This is a genomic window from Pseudarthrobacter sp. L19 (assembly GCF_050859435.1).
GTDB lineage: Bacteria > Actinomycetota > Actinomycetes > Actinomycetales > Micrococcaceae > Arthrobacter.
This window is the reverse complement of the sequence record NZ_CP193935.1, coordinates 2297075-2310473: the sequence shown is the minus strand read 5'-3', so window position 1 is coordinate 2310473 and position 13399 is coordinate 2297075. Positions and strand designations below refer to the sequence as shown.

At 69.9% G+C, this 13399-nt stretch carries 12 protein-coding genes, 3 pseudogenes and 1 riboswitch; of the genes and pseudogenes, 8 read left to right on the top strand and 7 right to left on the bottom strand.

Annotated features, from left to right (window positions below; genetic code table 11):
- Positions 1-49 precede the first annotated feature (49 nt).
- The 3 genes and pseudogenes from ACRQ5B_RS11030 to ACRQ5B_RS11020 all read left to right on the top strand — a co-directional run bounded on the left by ACRQ5B_RS11030 (position 50) and on the right by ACRQ5B_RS11020 (position 1313).
- Positions 50-714, top strand: a pseudogene (locus ACRQ5B_RS11030) (TetR/AcrR family transcriptional regulator).
- 63 nt (positions 715-777) lie between these two features.
- Positions 778-1002 carry a DUF3107 domain-containing protein gene (locus ACRQ5B_RS11025; protein WP_412883562.1) on the top strand — a complete coding sequence of 75 codons (225 nt, stop codon included), beginning with the start codon at positions 778-780 and terminating at the stop codon, positions 1000-1002.
- An 8-nt stretch (positions 1003-1010) separates the two neighbouring features.
- Entirely contained in the window at positions 1011-1313 is a 303-nt protein-coding gene (locus tag ACRQ5B_RS11020; protein WP_432393841.1) for a hypothetical protein, read from the top strand.
- 4 nt (positions 1314-1317) lie between these two features.
- Here the strand turns inward: ACRQ5B_RS11020 and ACRQ5B_RS11015 are convergent, their stop codons facing one another.
- The 4 genes and pseudogenes from ACRQ5B_RS11015 to thiO all read right to left on the bottom strand — a co-directional run bounded on the left by ACRQ5B_RS11015 (position 1318) and on the right by thiO (position 4079).
- Positions 1318-1680, bottom strand: a complete 363-nt coding sequence (locus ACRQ5B_RS11015; protein WP_432393839.1) for a VOC family protein — start codon at positions 1678-1680, stop codon at positions 1318-1320.
- A 44-nt stretch (positions 1681-1724) separates the two neighbouring features.
- Positions 1725-2546 carry a thiazole synthase gene (locus ACRQ5B_RS11010; protein ID WP_290255750.1) on the bottom strand — a complete coding sequence of 274 codons (822 nt, stop codon included), beginning with the start codon at positions 2544-2546 and terminating at the stop codon, positions 1725-1727.
- Between the two features lie 5 nt (positions 2547-2551).
- Positions 2552-2788, bottom strand: coding sequence for a sulfur carrier protein ThiS (gene thiS / locus ACRQ5B_RS11005; RefSeq protein ID WP_432393837.1), 237 nt, complete (start codon positions 2786-2788; stop codon positions 2552-2554).
- Positions 2785-4079, bottom strand: a pseudogene (gene thiO / locus ACRQ5B_RS11000) (glycine oxidase ThiO). Before thiO ends, thiS begins: the two are co-directional and overlap by 4 nt.
- Positions 4070-4187, bottom strand: a riboswitch (TPP riboswitch). It overlaps the preceding pseudogene by 10 nt.
- A gap of 26 nt (positions 4188-4213) precedes the next feature.
- Between thiO and thiE the strand changes: the two are divergent.
- Positions 4214-4906 carry a thiamine phosphate synthase gene (thiE, locus tag ACRQ5B_RS10995; protein ID WP_432393835.1) on the top strand — a complete coding sequence of 231 codons (693 nt, stop codon included), beginning with the start codon at positions 4214-4216 and terminating at the stop codon, positions 4904-4906.
- A gap of 34 nt (positions 4907-4940) precedes the next feature.
- Here thiE and ACRQ5B_RS10990 read toward each other — a convergent pair whose 3' ends face one another.
- Positions 4941-5654 carry a ferritin-like fold-containing protein gene (locus ACRQ5B_RS10990; protein WP_432393833.1) on the bottom strand — a complete coding sequence of 238 codons (714 nt, stop codon included), beginning with the start codon at positions 5652-5654 and terminating at the stop codon, positions 4941-4943.
- Between the two features lie 41 nt (positions 5655-5695).
- Between ACRQ5B_RS10990 and ACRQ5B_RS10985 the strand changes: the two genes are divergently transcribed.
- The 3 genes from ACRQ5B_RS10985 to ACRQ5B_RS10975 all read left to right on the top strand — a co-directional run bounded on the left by ACRQ5B_RS10985 (position 5696) and on the right by ACRQ5B_RS10975 (position 10244).
- Positions 5696-7237: an RNB domain-containing ribonuclease gene (locus ACRQ5B_RS10985; RefSeq protein WP_432393831.1), complete on the top strand. Its 1542-nt coding sequence runs from the start codon at positions 5696-5698 to the stop codon at positions 7235-7237.
- 296 nt (positions 7238-7533) lie between these two features.
- Positions 7534-9354: a DEAD/DEAH box helicase gene (locus tag ACRQ5B_RS10980; protein ID WP_432393829.1), complete on the top strand. Its 1821-nt coding sequence runs from the start codon at positions 7534-7536 to the stop codon at positions 9352-9354.
- An 8-nt stretch (positions 9355-9362) separates the two neighbouring features.
- Positions 9363-10244 (top strand): DNA-methyltransferase, encoded by an 882-nt coding sequence (locus ACRQ5B_RS10975; RefSeq protein ID WP_432393828.1) that lies wholly within the window; start codon positions 9363-9365, stop codon positions 10242-10244.
- A gap of 16 nt (positions 10245-10260) precedes the next feature.
- Here the strand turns inward: ACRQ5B_RS10975 and ACRQ5B_RS10970 are convergent, their stop codons facing one another.
- Entirely contained in the window at positions 10261-10863 is a 603-nt protein-coding gene (locus ACRQ5B_RS10970) for a MarC family protein (RefSeq protein ID WP_432393826.1), read from the bottom strand.
- A gap of 15 nt (positions 10864-10878) precedes the next feature.
- Positions 10879-11723, bottom strand: a pseudogene (locus ACRQ5B_RS10965) (PHP domain-containing protein).
- Between the two features lie 84 nt (positions 11724-11807).
- On the opposite strand from ACRQ5B_RS10965, the gene ACRQ5B_RS10960 reads away from it, so the two are divergent.
- Positions 11808-13385 carry an aminopeptidase P family protein gene (locus tag ACRQ5B_RS10960; protein ID WP_432393824.1) on the top strand — a complete coding sequence of 526 codons (1578 nt, stop codon included), beginning with the start codon at positions 11808-11810 and terminating at the stop codon, positions 13383-13385.
- Positions 13386-13399: the final 14 nt, after the last annotated feature.

Here is a 13399-nt window from a genome sequence, read left to right as displayed (position 1 = left end):
TATTACCCCCGCGTATTGTGGAACCAACAGCGAGGAAAGAAGGCCCAGAGTGGTTCATCAGGCACCGGTTGATCGGGGACAGACCGGAAAGCCGGCGGCGCAGCCGCGCACCGGCGGGCAGCGTTCCGCACGCCTGCCCCGCGATGAACGCCGGGCCCAGCTGCTGGCCGCCGCGCAGGAGGTCTTCGTCGCGAACGGCTACCACGGTGCCGCCATGGATGAGATCGCCGAGACCGCCCACGTGAGCAAGCCGGTCCTCTACCAGCACTTCCCTCCAAGCGTGAGCTGTACCTGGCGCTGCTGGACAGCCACCTCTCCACCCTCACCGCGCTGCTGCTGGGGGCATTGAACTCCACGACCGACAACGACGAACGCGTCCAGGCGGTCATGCGGGCCTACTTCAGGTTCATCGCCCACGATGACCAGGCGCACCGGCTGGTGTTCGAATCCGACCTGGTGAACGACGCCGACGTCGCCCGCCGGCTGGAAACCTTCAACAAGACGTTCGCCGACGCGATCGCCAAGGTCATCGCCGAGGACACCAAACTTCCGTTGCTGGAGGCCCAGCTGCTGGGCCGCGGCCTGTCCGGCATGGCCCAGGTCAGCGCCCGGTACTGGCTGGAAACGGACGGCAACCTGGACCTCGATGTGGCCAGCGACCTGATCTACCGTTTAGCTTGGCGCGGAATCAGCCGCTTCCCGAAAGAGTCCTAGACTACAAATAGAAAACCCCCTTTAGGGGAACGTGAACACTTTGATTGGCTGGGAGGCCTTGCTGTGGAAGTAAAGATCGGCATTCAGAACATCGGCCGCGAAATCGCCCTGGAGTCCGGCCAGGACGCCGACGCCGTGGCGGCGCTGGTCAGCGAGGCCATCGCCAAGGGCACCGAGCTGCGCCTCACCGACGAGAAGGGCCGCCAGGTCATCGTGCCGGCCAACGTCCTCGGCTATGTCGAGATCGGCGCCGAAGAGGTCCGCCGCGTCGGCTTCGGCGCCCTCTAGGACCCGCTGTGCTCTCCCTCATCGTGGTGGCGATGGTGGCCGTGGCCGCCGGCTTCGTCGTCTGGGCCAATGACAAGCGGCATGCCAAGTACGGCATCGCCGTACCCGCCGGCGTCGCCCTCACGGTGGGGATGCTCAGCTGGATCATCTTCCAGGCAGCGGGCCTCGGCTACCAGCCGGGCCTGACCTGGATGCCGTGGATCCTGCCGCTGCTGCTTGCCGCGGCCGCCGCGGTTGCCGCCGTCGTGCTCCTGGGCCGGTCCCGCACCGCCCAGGACACGGAGCGGCTGAACGCGATCCTGCGCTCCTAGGCTCCTACAGCGCCTGCTGCAGCACCCAGCGGTTGCCGTCCGGATCGCTGACGTGGGCGAACAGGACGCCGCCCATATCCTCGATTTCGCTGACCTCCGCCCCGCGGCCCACCAGCTCCGCGCGCGTCGCGGCCAGGTCCGGCGTGACCAGTTGCAGCCCCTCCAGGCTGCCGGCCTTCATGCCGGTCATGCCCGTTCCAATCACGATCGACGCCGCGGAGCCGGGCGGCGTCAGCTGGACCACCCGCATGCCCGGGATGTGTTCGACGTCGTGGTCCAGCACGAACCCCAGCCGTTCGGAATAGAACTCCTTGGCCGCGTCGACGTCGGCCACCGGAACCTGGATCACTTCAAGGCGCATCTGCATGCGCCTAGGCTACCCCGCTCCCCCGTCCGGCTCGTCGCCCGTCCCTAGAGGAACTCGGCGCGGCCTTCCATGCCGGAGGATGCCAGCGCGTGCTCGCGGCGCGGGATGCGGCCGGCCAACCGGGCCAGGCGGCCTGCGGCGACGGCGTGCTTGAACGCCTCCCCCATCAGCACCGGGTTCTGTGCCCGGGTCACCGCGGTGGCCAGCAGCACGGCATCGCAACCCAGCTCCATGGCCAGCGCCGCATCCGAGGCCGTGCCGATGCCGGCGTCGAGGACCACGGGCACCGAGGCCCGGGAGACGATCAGTTCGATGTTGTGCGGGTTCAGGATGCCCAGGCCGGTGCCGATCGGCGCGCCCAGCGGCATGACGGCCGTGGCGCCGAGGTGCTCCAGGCGCAGCGCCAGGACCGGATCGTCGTTCGTGTAGGCGAAGACCTTGAACCCGCGCGCCACCAGCTGCTCGGTGGCGTCGGCCAGTTCCAGGGCGTCCGGAAGCAGCGTCTGTTCGTCGGCGATCACCTCGAGCTTCACCCAGTCCGTCTCCAGCGCCTCGCGGGCCAGTTCGGCGGTGAGCACCGCGTCACGGGCGGTGAAGCACCCTGCGGTGTTGGGCAGCACCCGGATGTTGCGGTCGGCCAGCAGCTGGAACAGTGATCCGCTCTCCGCCGGGGAGTAGCGGCGCATCGCCACGGTGGTCAGCTCCGTGCCGGAGGCTTCCAATGCGGCGCCGAGGCCGTCGAGGCTGGGCGCGCCGCCGGTGCCCATGATCAGCCGGGAGCCCAGCTCCACGCCGTCGAAGGTTACCGGGTCGCGGTGCGCCGTGGCCTTCACTGCGGGCTCCTGCGCGGTGTCTGCTTCGTTCATGCCGTTCATCCTCCCTGTACCGCGGTGACGAGTTCGACGTCGTCGCCCTCGATAAGTTCTGTGGCGTGCCACCTGCTGCGGGGCACGACCTCGGCGTTGCGTGCGACGGCGACGCCGAGTTTGCGTCCGTCCGTGGCCTGGCCGTTGTCCGCCAGGGGCCGTCCGGTGATGCCGCTGACGAGGGCGCCAACCGTGGCGTTGTCCGGGAGCGCGTGCGGCTTTCCGTTTAGCGTGATGTTCATGCGGTTGTCCTGTGGGTCGCGGGGTGGAGAGCGTTGGTTGGGCTGTGCGCCTGGCTGCGCTCAGCGTCGGTGTGCGGGTGGTCGAAGCGGTCCGGGAGGAACCCGTCCCAGCGCGGGTCCGGGGTGCCGTCCAGCAGTTCCCGGCAGATGGCCGCGGCGGCCGGGGTCAGCAGCACCCCGTGCCGGAAGAATCCGGTGGCGATCACCAGGCCCGGGACGTGGCCGCCGCCGGCGGAGGTACGGACCCGGCCCAGCAGCGGGGCGTTGTCGGGGGTGCCGGGGCGGGCCCTGGCCGTGGCCTCGACGAGTTCCAGCTCGGCGACGGCCGGGACCAGCTGCTGGGCATCGCGCAGCAGCTGGTAGACCCCGCCGGCGGAGACGGCCCGGTCATAAGCCTGGTCCTCGCGCTGGGTGGCGCCAACCACCACGGTGCCGTCCCCGCGTGGAACGATGTAGACCGGAATGCCGCGGACCAGCCCGCGGACGGTGGAACTCAGCAGGGGACGCAGCCGCTCGGGCACCCGGAGCCGGAGGATGTCACCATGGACCGGCCGCAGCGGCAGGGTGAGCCCGGCCGGGAGGTCCTGTAGGGCGGCGGCGCCCAGTCCGTTGGCCACGATGGTTTCGGCCGCCCGGACCTCCCCTCCCCGCTGAGCCGGACGCCGGTGACCCGGCCGTCCGCTTGGATCAGGCTCTCGGCGCGTTGCGGGACGGCCCGGAATCCGGTGTCGGCGGCCAGCAGGGCTCTGATCCGGGTTATCAGGCGGCGCGGGTCCACCTGGTGGTCGGCGGGGATCTCGAAGGCACAGGAGATGGCCGGGCTGAGCAGCGGTTCGCGGCGGCGGGCCTCCCGCACGGTGAGGGGTTCGACGGACAGGCCGGAGGCCAGTTGGAGGGCGCGCAGGTCCGCGAGCGCCTGGCGGTCCGCGGCGTCGGCACCCACGGCGAGGGTCGGCGTCGGCAGGTAGCCGGTGCCCGCTCCCCCGTCGCCGTCGTCGGCGAGGCTGCCGGCGAAGGCGGGCCAGAGCCGGGAGGACTCCAGCATCAGGGGCAGGAGCCCCTCCTCCTGGTAGTGGAGTTCGCTCACGGGGGCCAGCATGCCGGCGGCGGCCCAGCTGGCCCCGTCCCCGGGGGCGTCGTCGACCAGCGCCACGGTCCGCCCGGAGCGCCGGAGTTCCCAGGCGATGCCGTGGCCGATCACGCCCCCGCCAATCACGACGGCGTCGAGGGGGCCGTCAGGCCGGGCACCGGGGTCCTCAGGCCGGGCAGCGGGGCCGGGGGTGGTGTTCATGGGTTCCTTCCCTACGCCGGTACTAGCCGGATCAGGTCAAGCGGTCGGCTCTGACGCCCTCTCAGCCCTGCGCCGTCGACGGCGTGCGGGGCTCCCGCGGTATGCGCCCAGTTTAGAGGAACTACGCTTGGGGCATGAGCCAGGATGTCCACAGCACCGCCCGTTTGTACCTCTGCACCGATGCCCGCAAGGACCGCGGAGACTTTGAAACCTTCGTCGACGCCGCGTTTACCGGGGGCGTGGACATCATCCAGCTCCGGGACAAGACCATCGAAGCCGCGGAGGAACTCGAACTCCTGGAGGTCCTGCACACGGTCGCGGCGCGCCACGGCCGGCTCTGGGCGGTCAACGACCGGGCGGACCTGGCCTCGTTGGCCGGCGCCCCGGTGTTCCACATCGGGCAGAAGGACATTCCGTTCCGTGCGGCCCGGGACTTCCTCGGCAAGGACACCGTGATCGGCCTGTCCACCCACTCCCCGGAGCAGGTGGACGCCGCCATCGCCGCCGCGCCTGGCCGCAGCGGGCTGGACTACTTCTGCGTGGGCCCGGTCTGGGCCACCCCCACCAAGCCCGGCCGTGCCGCCGTTGGCCTGGACCTGGTCCGCTACGCCGCCGACGCGATTGAGCGCGCCGAGGCCGCGGGCGACGGCGGAAAGGTGGCCGGCGTCGTGCCGTGGTTCGCAATCGGCGGCATCGACCTGACGAACGTGGAGCAGGTCCTCGACGCCGGGGCCCGGCGGATCGTGGTGGTCCGGGCGATCACCGAGGCCGACGACCCCGCTGCTGCGGCGCAGGCGCTGCTCTCCGCCCTCGACGCCCGGGCGTAAGCCCTGCCGGTTGCCCCGGGCGGGTGCAGGCTCTCTACCCGGCGAGGCCCAGCATGGTCATCCGGCGCGAGTGTGCCGTGGCCAGCGAGGTCAGCAGCGCCCGGACCGGATCCGTGCCCGCCGGGACGCCGTTGGATGGGGAGCCATTGCCCGTTGCCCCTGTGCCCGCTGCGTCCGAACCCTGGACGCCAAGGAAGGCGTGGTCGGCCGCGACCCGCTGCGCCTGGGTCAGCGCCTCGCCGAGGAGCCGCCGTGCCCACAGCGCCAGCCGGGAGGCCAGCCGTGGATCGTCGGCCAGGGCCTGTTTGAGCCGTTCGCGCAGCACCTCGGTGGCCTCTTCGGAGGCCTGGACCTGCTCCACCAGTGCCGCGGTGGCGGGATCCAGCCGCGGAATCAGGGAGCGGTAGAAGTCGGCGGAGACGGTGTCGATGACGTACGCCTTCATCAGCGACTCGAACCAGTCGGCTGGCCGCGTCCGCTCATGGAAGTGGTCAACCGAGCGCTGGAACGGCACCATGGCCCCCTCCACGTCCTCGCCCATCTCCTGCAGCCGGGCGCACACCAGTTCATAGTGCTCGAACTCCCGCACCGCCAGCCGGCCCAGCACGGCCCGGTCCCGGAGGGTGGGCGCATAGCGGGCGTCGGAGGAAAGCCGTTCAAAGGCGGAGAGTTCGCTGTAGGCCATCACGCCGAGCAGGTCCGTGAGAAAGCGGTGATCGCGGGCGGAATCCGGCGTCGGAGTGCTCATCGTTCAAGACTAGCGGCGGATTTCGGGCTACCCTGACTTTCGTGTCTCACCATCGCCTGACGCCGAGCGTCCGCCAGCAGCAAAACCAGCTAGCCAAGGCGCTGAAGGCCCTGCGCACCCTCCTGGAACTGCCCGGGCCGTTCCCCGAAGAGGCGCTGCGCGACGCCGAGGCGGCGGTGGCCGGGCACGAACTCCCCGGCCTGGACCTGACGCACGTGGAGTTCGTGACGATCGACCCGGCGTCGTCCACGGATCTGGACCAGGCACTGTTCATTGACCGCTCCGGGGACGGATACAAGGTTTTCTACGCGATCGCCGATGTCCCCTCCTTCGTGGCCCCCGGCGGACCCCTCGACGCCGAGACGCGCCGCCGCGGGCAGACGTTCTACACGCCCGAGGGCCGCATTCCGCTGCACCCCGAGGTCATCAGCGAGGCCGCAGGCAGCCTCCTCGCCGGCCAGCTCTGCGCGGCCTTCGTCTGGGAGTTCGAGCTCGACGCCGCCGCCGAGGTGTCCTCGGTCCTGGTGCGCCGCGCACGCGTCATCAGCCGCGCCAAGCTCAGTTACGCCGGGGTGCAGGCGGACCTCGACGCCGGCACGGCGGCCCCCGTCCTGGAACTGCTGAAAGAGGTCGGCGGCAAGCGGGTGGAGCTCGAGCGGCAGCGCGGCGGAGCGAGCCTGAACATGCCGGACCAGGAAATCGAACAGCTCCCCGACGGCGGCTACCGGATCGTCGCGGCTCCCCCGCTGCCGGTGGAGGACTGGAACGCGCAGATTTCGCTGATGACCGGGATGGCCGCCGCGGGACTGATGCTCGAGGGCAAGGTGGGCATCCTGCGGACCATGCCCGCGCCGGACGAACGCTCCCTGCGCCACTTCCGCCGGCAGACCGGGGCGCTGGGCAAGCCGTGGGACGGGGAGACCAGCTACGGGGAATACCTGCGGACGCTGGACCCCACGGATCCCAAGCAGCTGGCGATCCTGCACTCGGCCGGGATGTTGTTCCGCGGCGCCGGGTACACCCCCTTCGACGGCAGCGTCCCGGACGACGCCATCCAATCCGCCATCGGCGCGTCCTACGCGCACTCCACCGCCCCGCTGCGGCGCCTGATCGACCGGTTCGTCCTGGTCATCTGCGAGGCGCTCTCAAACGGCGGCGAGGTTCCGGCCTGGGCCCGGGAGGCGCTGCCGTCCCTGCCCGCGATCATGGCCGCTTCGGACCAGCTCGCCGGAAAGCTGGAGCGGATGTCGCTGGACACGGTCGAGGCGGCGCTGCTGGTCAACCACGTCGGCCAGGAGTTCGACGCCGTCGTCATCTCCGGGTCGAAGCCCGCCAACGGTGACGGCGCGGGGGCCGGCAACGGTGCCGGCGCAGCCCAGGGCACCAACGGCAAGGGAAACGGCAACGGGAACGGGACAAAAGCCAACGGCAACGGAAACGGTCCGTCCGGAATCGTGCAGATCGCGGAGCCTGCCGTGACCGCCCGCTGCCCGGGTGAGATGGAGTCGGGCAGCCTGGTCCGGGTGCGCGTCGTCTCGGCCGACATCGCCGCCCGGGAGGTGCGGCTGGAGCTGGTCGGCTAAGACCGCACCGCGCCGCACCGCGCCGCAACGGCCGCGCCGTCGGGGACGAAGGGGCCGAACGGCTGAGACTGGAAGGGTAGTAATGGATGCCCGGTCGTTGATTTCCTCGTAATTTCGAATCAACAAGCCCGCCCCTACGCGATCTTGAGACACACCCGCTGGTCCCAGTGCCAGCACCTAGATAGCCCGCGATCGGCTCCACTGGACTTGCTTGCGCCTATCGAGCGTGCTCCGGAACGGCCCTCCGCCGCCCCGTCGAGCAGGCAGCGCAACCCAAATGAATAAGGAAACTCCCCGTGAGTGAATTGCACACGCATCAGCTTCTGACCGACGAATCCGGCACGGAATCGATCGAACCGGAAGAAACCATCAGCTCCGACGAGGCGCCCCACGCCCTTCCGGAAAAAACGTTCGCCGACTTCAACGTCCGCGCCGACATCGTCGAGTCCCTGGCCGACGCGGGGATCACCCACCCCTTCCCCATCCAGGCCATGACCCTGCCGGTGGCCCTGGGCGGCCACGACATCATCGGTCAGGCCAAGACGGGCACCGGCAAGACCCTCGGCTTCGGTATCCCCGCGCTGCAGCGGGTCATCGGCCGCGACGACGCCGGCTACGACGCCCTCCCGACACCGGGCGCCCCGCAGGCCCTCGTGATCGTCCCCACCCGGGAGCTCGCCGTCCAGGTCGCCAACGACCTGCAGAACGCCGCCCGCAAGCGCAACGCCCGGATCGCCACCATCTACGGCGGCCGCGCGTACGAGCCGCAGGTCGATGCGCTGCAGAAGGGCGTGGAGGTCGTCGTCGGCACCCCCGGACGCCTCATCGACCTGTTCAAGCAGAAGCACCTGGTGCTCAAGAACGTCAAGATGGTCATCCTCGACGAGGCCGACGAGATGCTGGACCTGGGCTTCCTGCCCGACGTCGAGACGCTGATCGCCGCCACCCCGGCCGTGCGCCAGACCCTGCTGTTCTCCGCCACCATGCCCGGCCCGGTCATCGCCATGGCCCGCCGCTACATGAGCCAGCCCACCCACATCCGCGCCGCGGACCCCGAGGACGAGGGCCTCACCAAGCGGGACATCCGCCAGCTGATCTACCGCGCCCACAGCATGGACAAGGTCGAGGTGGTGGCCCGGATCCTGCAGGCCCGCGGCCGCGGCCGGACCATCATCTTCACCAAGACCAAGCGCACCGCCGCGAAGGTCGCCGAGGAACTCGTGGACCGCGGGTTCGCGGCCGCCGCCATCCACGGTGACCTCGGCCAGGGCGCCCGCGAACAGGCGCTGCGCGCCTTCCGCAACAACAAGGTGGACGTCCTCGTCGCTACCGACGTCGCCGCCCGCGGCATCGACGTCGACGACGTCACGCACGTGATCAACTACCAGTGCGTCGAAGACGAGAAGATCTACCTGCACCGCGTGGGCCGCACCGGCCGCGCCGGCAACAAGGGCACCGCCGTCACCTTCGTGGACTGGGACGACATGCCGCGCTGGGGCCTGATCAACAAGGCCCTCGGCCTGAGCGTTCCGGAACCCATCGAAACCTACTCCTCCTCCCCGCACCTGTTCGAGGACCTCGATATCCCCGAGGGCACCAAGGGGCGCCTGCCGCGCGACAAGCGCGTCCTGGCCGGCGTGGACGCCGAGGAACTCGAGGACCTGGGCGAGACCGGCAAGAAAAACACGCGCAGCAGCGCAGGCACCGGCTCCCGCGACGGCGGACGCTCCGGCTCCCGCGACGGCGGACGCTCCGGCTCCCGCGACGGCGGACGCTCCGGCTCCCGTGAGGGCGGACGCTCCGGCAACCGCGAGGGTTCGCGGGCCGGTTCGTCCGAAGGCGGCCGCGAAGGTGGCCGTTCCGGTTCCCGCTCCGGTTCGCGTGAGGGTTCGCGCGAAGGCACCCGCGACGGCTCACGCCGTCGTCGGACCGCACCCGAGCAGGAGACGACCGCAGCGCCCGTGGAGGCCACCGGGCGCGCCGCTGCCGCGACGTCCGCCACCGAGGTTGACCGGGCCACCCGTGCCCGCCGCCGCACCCGGACCCGCCGTCACAACGGCGAAGTGGTTTCCGGCGAGGCCCAGGGCGGTACCGCGACGCGCAGCGCCGAGGCCTAATTTCCACCATGCCTGATTCCGTCTGGGCGCCGGACGGCAGCAACCTGGTGGTACACGCGGACAACGCGCAGTACCTCCAGACGCTGCCGGACGGCGCCTTCACCCTCATCTACGTGGACCCGCCCTTCAACACTGGCCGGGTCCAGAAGCGCCAGGAAACGAAGATGGTGCTCAACGCCGACGGCGTGGGCGACCGGGTGGGTTTCAAGGGCCGCTCCTACGACACGATCAAGGGCGCCCTGCACAGCTACGACGACGCTTTCAGCGACTACTGGTCCTTCCTGGAACCGCGGCTGGTCGAGGCGTGGCGGCTGCTGGCGGATGACGGCACGCTCTACCTGCACCTGGATTACCGCGAGGTGCACTACGCCAAGGTGATGCTGGACGCGATCTTCGGCCGCGAGTGCTTCCTCAACGAGATCATCTGGGCCTACGACTACGGCGCCCGCGCGAAGTTCCGCTGGCCCACCAAGCACGACAACATCCTCGTGTACGTCAAGAACCCGGCGAAGTACCACTTCGACAGCGCCGAGGTGGACCGGGAGCCGTACATGGCGCCGGGCCTGGTCACGCCGGCCAAGCGGGAGCTCGGCAAGCTGCCCACCGATGTCTGGTGGCACACCATCGTCTCCCCCACCGGCCGGGAGAAGACCGGCTACCCGACCCAGAAGCCCGAGGGGCTGATCCGCCGCGTGGTGGCAGCCTCCAGCCGGCCCGGGGACTGGTGCCTGGACTTCTTCGCCGGGTCCGGGACACTCGGTGCCGTGGCCTCAAAGCTGGGCCGCAAATTCGTCTGCGTGGACCAGAACCAGGCGGCCATCGACGTCATGGCCAAGCGCCTGTCGAGCGCCGCCGAGTTCACCGCGTACCCGGCCACTCCGCTTGCCTGAGAATCCGGCCTGAGCGCTACAGCCAGCTCTTCACGAAGGAGTGCACGGCGTCGGCGATCATCTGCACGGCGATCGCCGAAAGCAGCAGGCCGGCGATCCGGGTGACCAGCTCGACGCCGTTCTCCCCCAGCGCCCGCTGCACCAGCCCGGCGAACCGCATCGCCAGGTACAGGGACGCCAGCGTTACGGCGATGCCCACCCCCACCGCAAGGTACTGCTGCACCGTCGAGGACCGCTGGACGAACACCATCACCGCGACGATCGCGCCCGGTCCGGCCATCAGCGGTGTGCCCAGCGGGACGAACGCCACGTTCTTGTACTTCGCAGCGCTCTCCTCCCCGCCGGTGGACCCGGTCAGCAGCTGCAGTGCGATCAGCACCAGCAGCAATCCACCGGCGCCCTGCAGGGCCGCCAGCGAGATGTGCATGTAGTTCAGGATGGACTGGCCGAAGATCGCGAAGGTGACAATCACGCCGGTGGCCACCACGAGCGCCTGCAGGGCCGAAAGGTTGCGTTCCTTCGCGTTCATCTGCGCCGTCAGGGACATGAAGATGGGCACAGTGCCCGGCGGGTCCATGATCACGAAGAGCGTCACGATCACCGAGGCCAGCAGCTGCATGGTCGATCCAGTCCATCAGCGCACCACCGCGGTGCCGCTGGCGAGTTCCTCGATGCGTGCCAGCACCTCCGGGGCGGTCGTGTTCTCGCCCAGCAGGTTCGGCTTCCCGGCGCCGTGGTAGTCAGAAGATCCGGTCACCAGCAGGTCGTGCTCCGCGGCCAGGCGGCGCAGGAAGGCCCGGCCCTGTTCCGGGTTGTCCCGGTGGTTGACCTCCAGGCCGGCCAGCCCGGCGTCGATCATCTCCCGGTAGGTGTGCTCGCCGACGATCCGGCCGCGGGAGGACGCCACCGGGTGGGCAAAGACCGGGACCCCGCCGGCAGCACGGACGAGTTCGACGGCGGCTGCCGGATCCGGGGCGTAGTGCTGCACCCAGTAGCGGGACCGGGAGGTCAGGATCGTCTCGAAGGCCTCGCTCCGGTCCTCGACGACGCCGGCGGCTACGAGCGCGTCGGCGATGTGCGGGCGGCCCAGGGTGGCGCCGGGGGCGACGTGGTGGATCACGTCGTCCCAGCTGAGCGGGTAGTCCTCTGCCAGCAGGCTGACCATCCGTTCGGCCCGGGTGAAGCGGGCGTCCTTGGATTTCGTGATCTCCTCCAGCAACCCGGGGTGGGCGGGGTCGTGCAGGTAGCTGAGCAGGTGCACGCTGATGCCCTCGCGGGTCCGGCACGAGACCTCCATGCCCGGGACCAGGGTCACCCCCGCTTCAAGGCCGCGGCAGAGGCCTCCGCCCAGCCGTCCGTGGTGTCGTGATCGGTCAGGGCCACCACGTCGAGTCCGGCCTCCGCGGCGGCGGCGATCAGCTCCGCCGGCGGCTGGGTTCCATCGGAAACATTCGAGTGGGCATGCAGGTCTATCCTCACCTGTCCAGCCTAGTAGATCGGGGTGCCTCCGGGCCCCGGGCGGCCTGTTGGCCTAAGCCGCGCCGCTGGTGAGACGATGGGGACGTGAACGATGCAGATAACACCCAGATCTCCGCTTCCCAGCCCCTCGAAGAGCGCGTCAACAACCGCTCCCAGCGCCCCGCTTCCGAGGCCTTCAAGGCCTTCATGGCCAGCAACTGGGCTTCCGCCACGGCAGAGCTGCCGGAACGGGACGCCGTCGCCGGCCACGCCGCCTCCCGCCGCAAGGCCATCTCCGAGCAGTTCAAGGGTGAACGCCTGGTGATCCCGGCCGGCCCGCTGAAGGTCCGCTCCAACGACTGCGACTACCGCTTCCGCCCGCACTCGGGGTTCGCGCACCTGACCGGTCTCGGCCTGGACCACGAACCCGACGCCGTCCTGATCCTCGAGCCCACGGACGAGGGCAAGGGCGACGACGGCAGCCACCACCACGCGACGCTGTACTTCCGTCCCCTCGCCGGCCGCGATACCGAACAGTTCTACGCCGACTCCCGCTCCGGTGAATTCTGGATCGGCGCCCGCCCCACCCTCGCCGAGTTCAAGGCCCGCCTGGGCCTGGCGACCGCCGACCTGGCCGAACTCGAACTGGCCATCACCAAGGACGTCGGCGCGCCCGAGATCGGCGGGATCTCCATCCGCCTGGTCCGCAAGGTCGACGAGAACATCGACGCGCTCGTGGACACCGCCCGCTACAACACCGCCAAGGACCCGGAAAACCTGGACCTCGGCGTGCTGGACGCCCTCGACGAGAAGCTCAGCGAGGCCCTCTCCGAACTCCGTTTGATCAAGGACGAGTGGGAGATCGAGCAGATGAAGATCGCCGTCGCCGCGACGGTGGAAGGTTTCACCGAGGTGGTCAAGGCCCTGCCGCGGGCGCTCACCCACCACCGCGGCGAGCGTGTGGTCGAGGGCGCGTTCTTCGCCCGCGCCCGTGAAGAAGGCAACGAACTCGGCTACGACACCATCGCCGCGTCCGGCAACAACGCCACCGTGCTGCACTGGACCCGGAACACCGGCAAGGTCAACGCAGGCGAACTGCTCCTGCTGGATGCCGGCGTCGAGGCCGACTCGCTGTACACCGCCGACGTCACCCGCACCCTGCCGGCCAACGGCACCTTCTCCGAGATCCAGCGCAAGGTGTACGAGGCCGTCCTGGACGCCGCCGACGCCGGTTTCGCCGCCGCCCAGCCCGGCACCAAGTTCCGCGACATCCACACGGCCGCCACCACAGTCCTGGCCGAGCGCCTGTCCGAGTGGGGCCTCCTGCCGGTCTCCGTTGAGGAGGCCATCAGCGTCGACGGCCAGCAGCACCGGCGCTGGATGCCGCACGGCACCAGCCACCACCTGGGCCTGGACGTGCACGACTGCGCGCAGGCCAAGCGGGAGCTGTACCTGGACGGCGTCCTCACCCCCGGCATGGTTTTCACCATCGAACCGGGCCTGTACTTCAAGGACGAGGACCTGGCCATCCCGGCCGAGTACCGCGGCATCGGCGTCCGGATCGAGGACGACATCCTGATGACCGAGGACGGCCCGGTCAACCTCAGCGCCGCCCTGCCGCGCAAGGCCGACGACGTCGAGTCCTGGATGGCGGGCATATACCAGGAAGTCGACGCCCAGTAGGCGACAGACCCCAC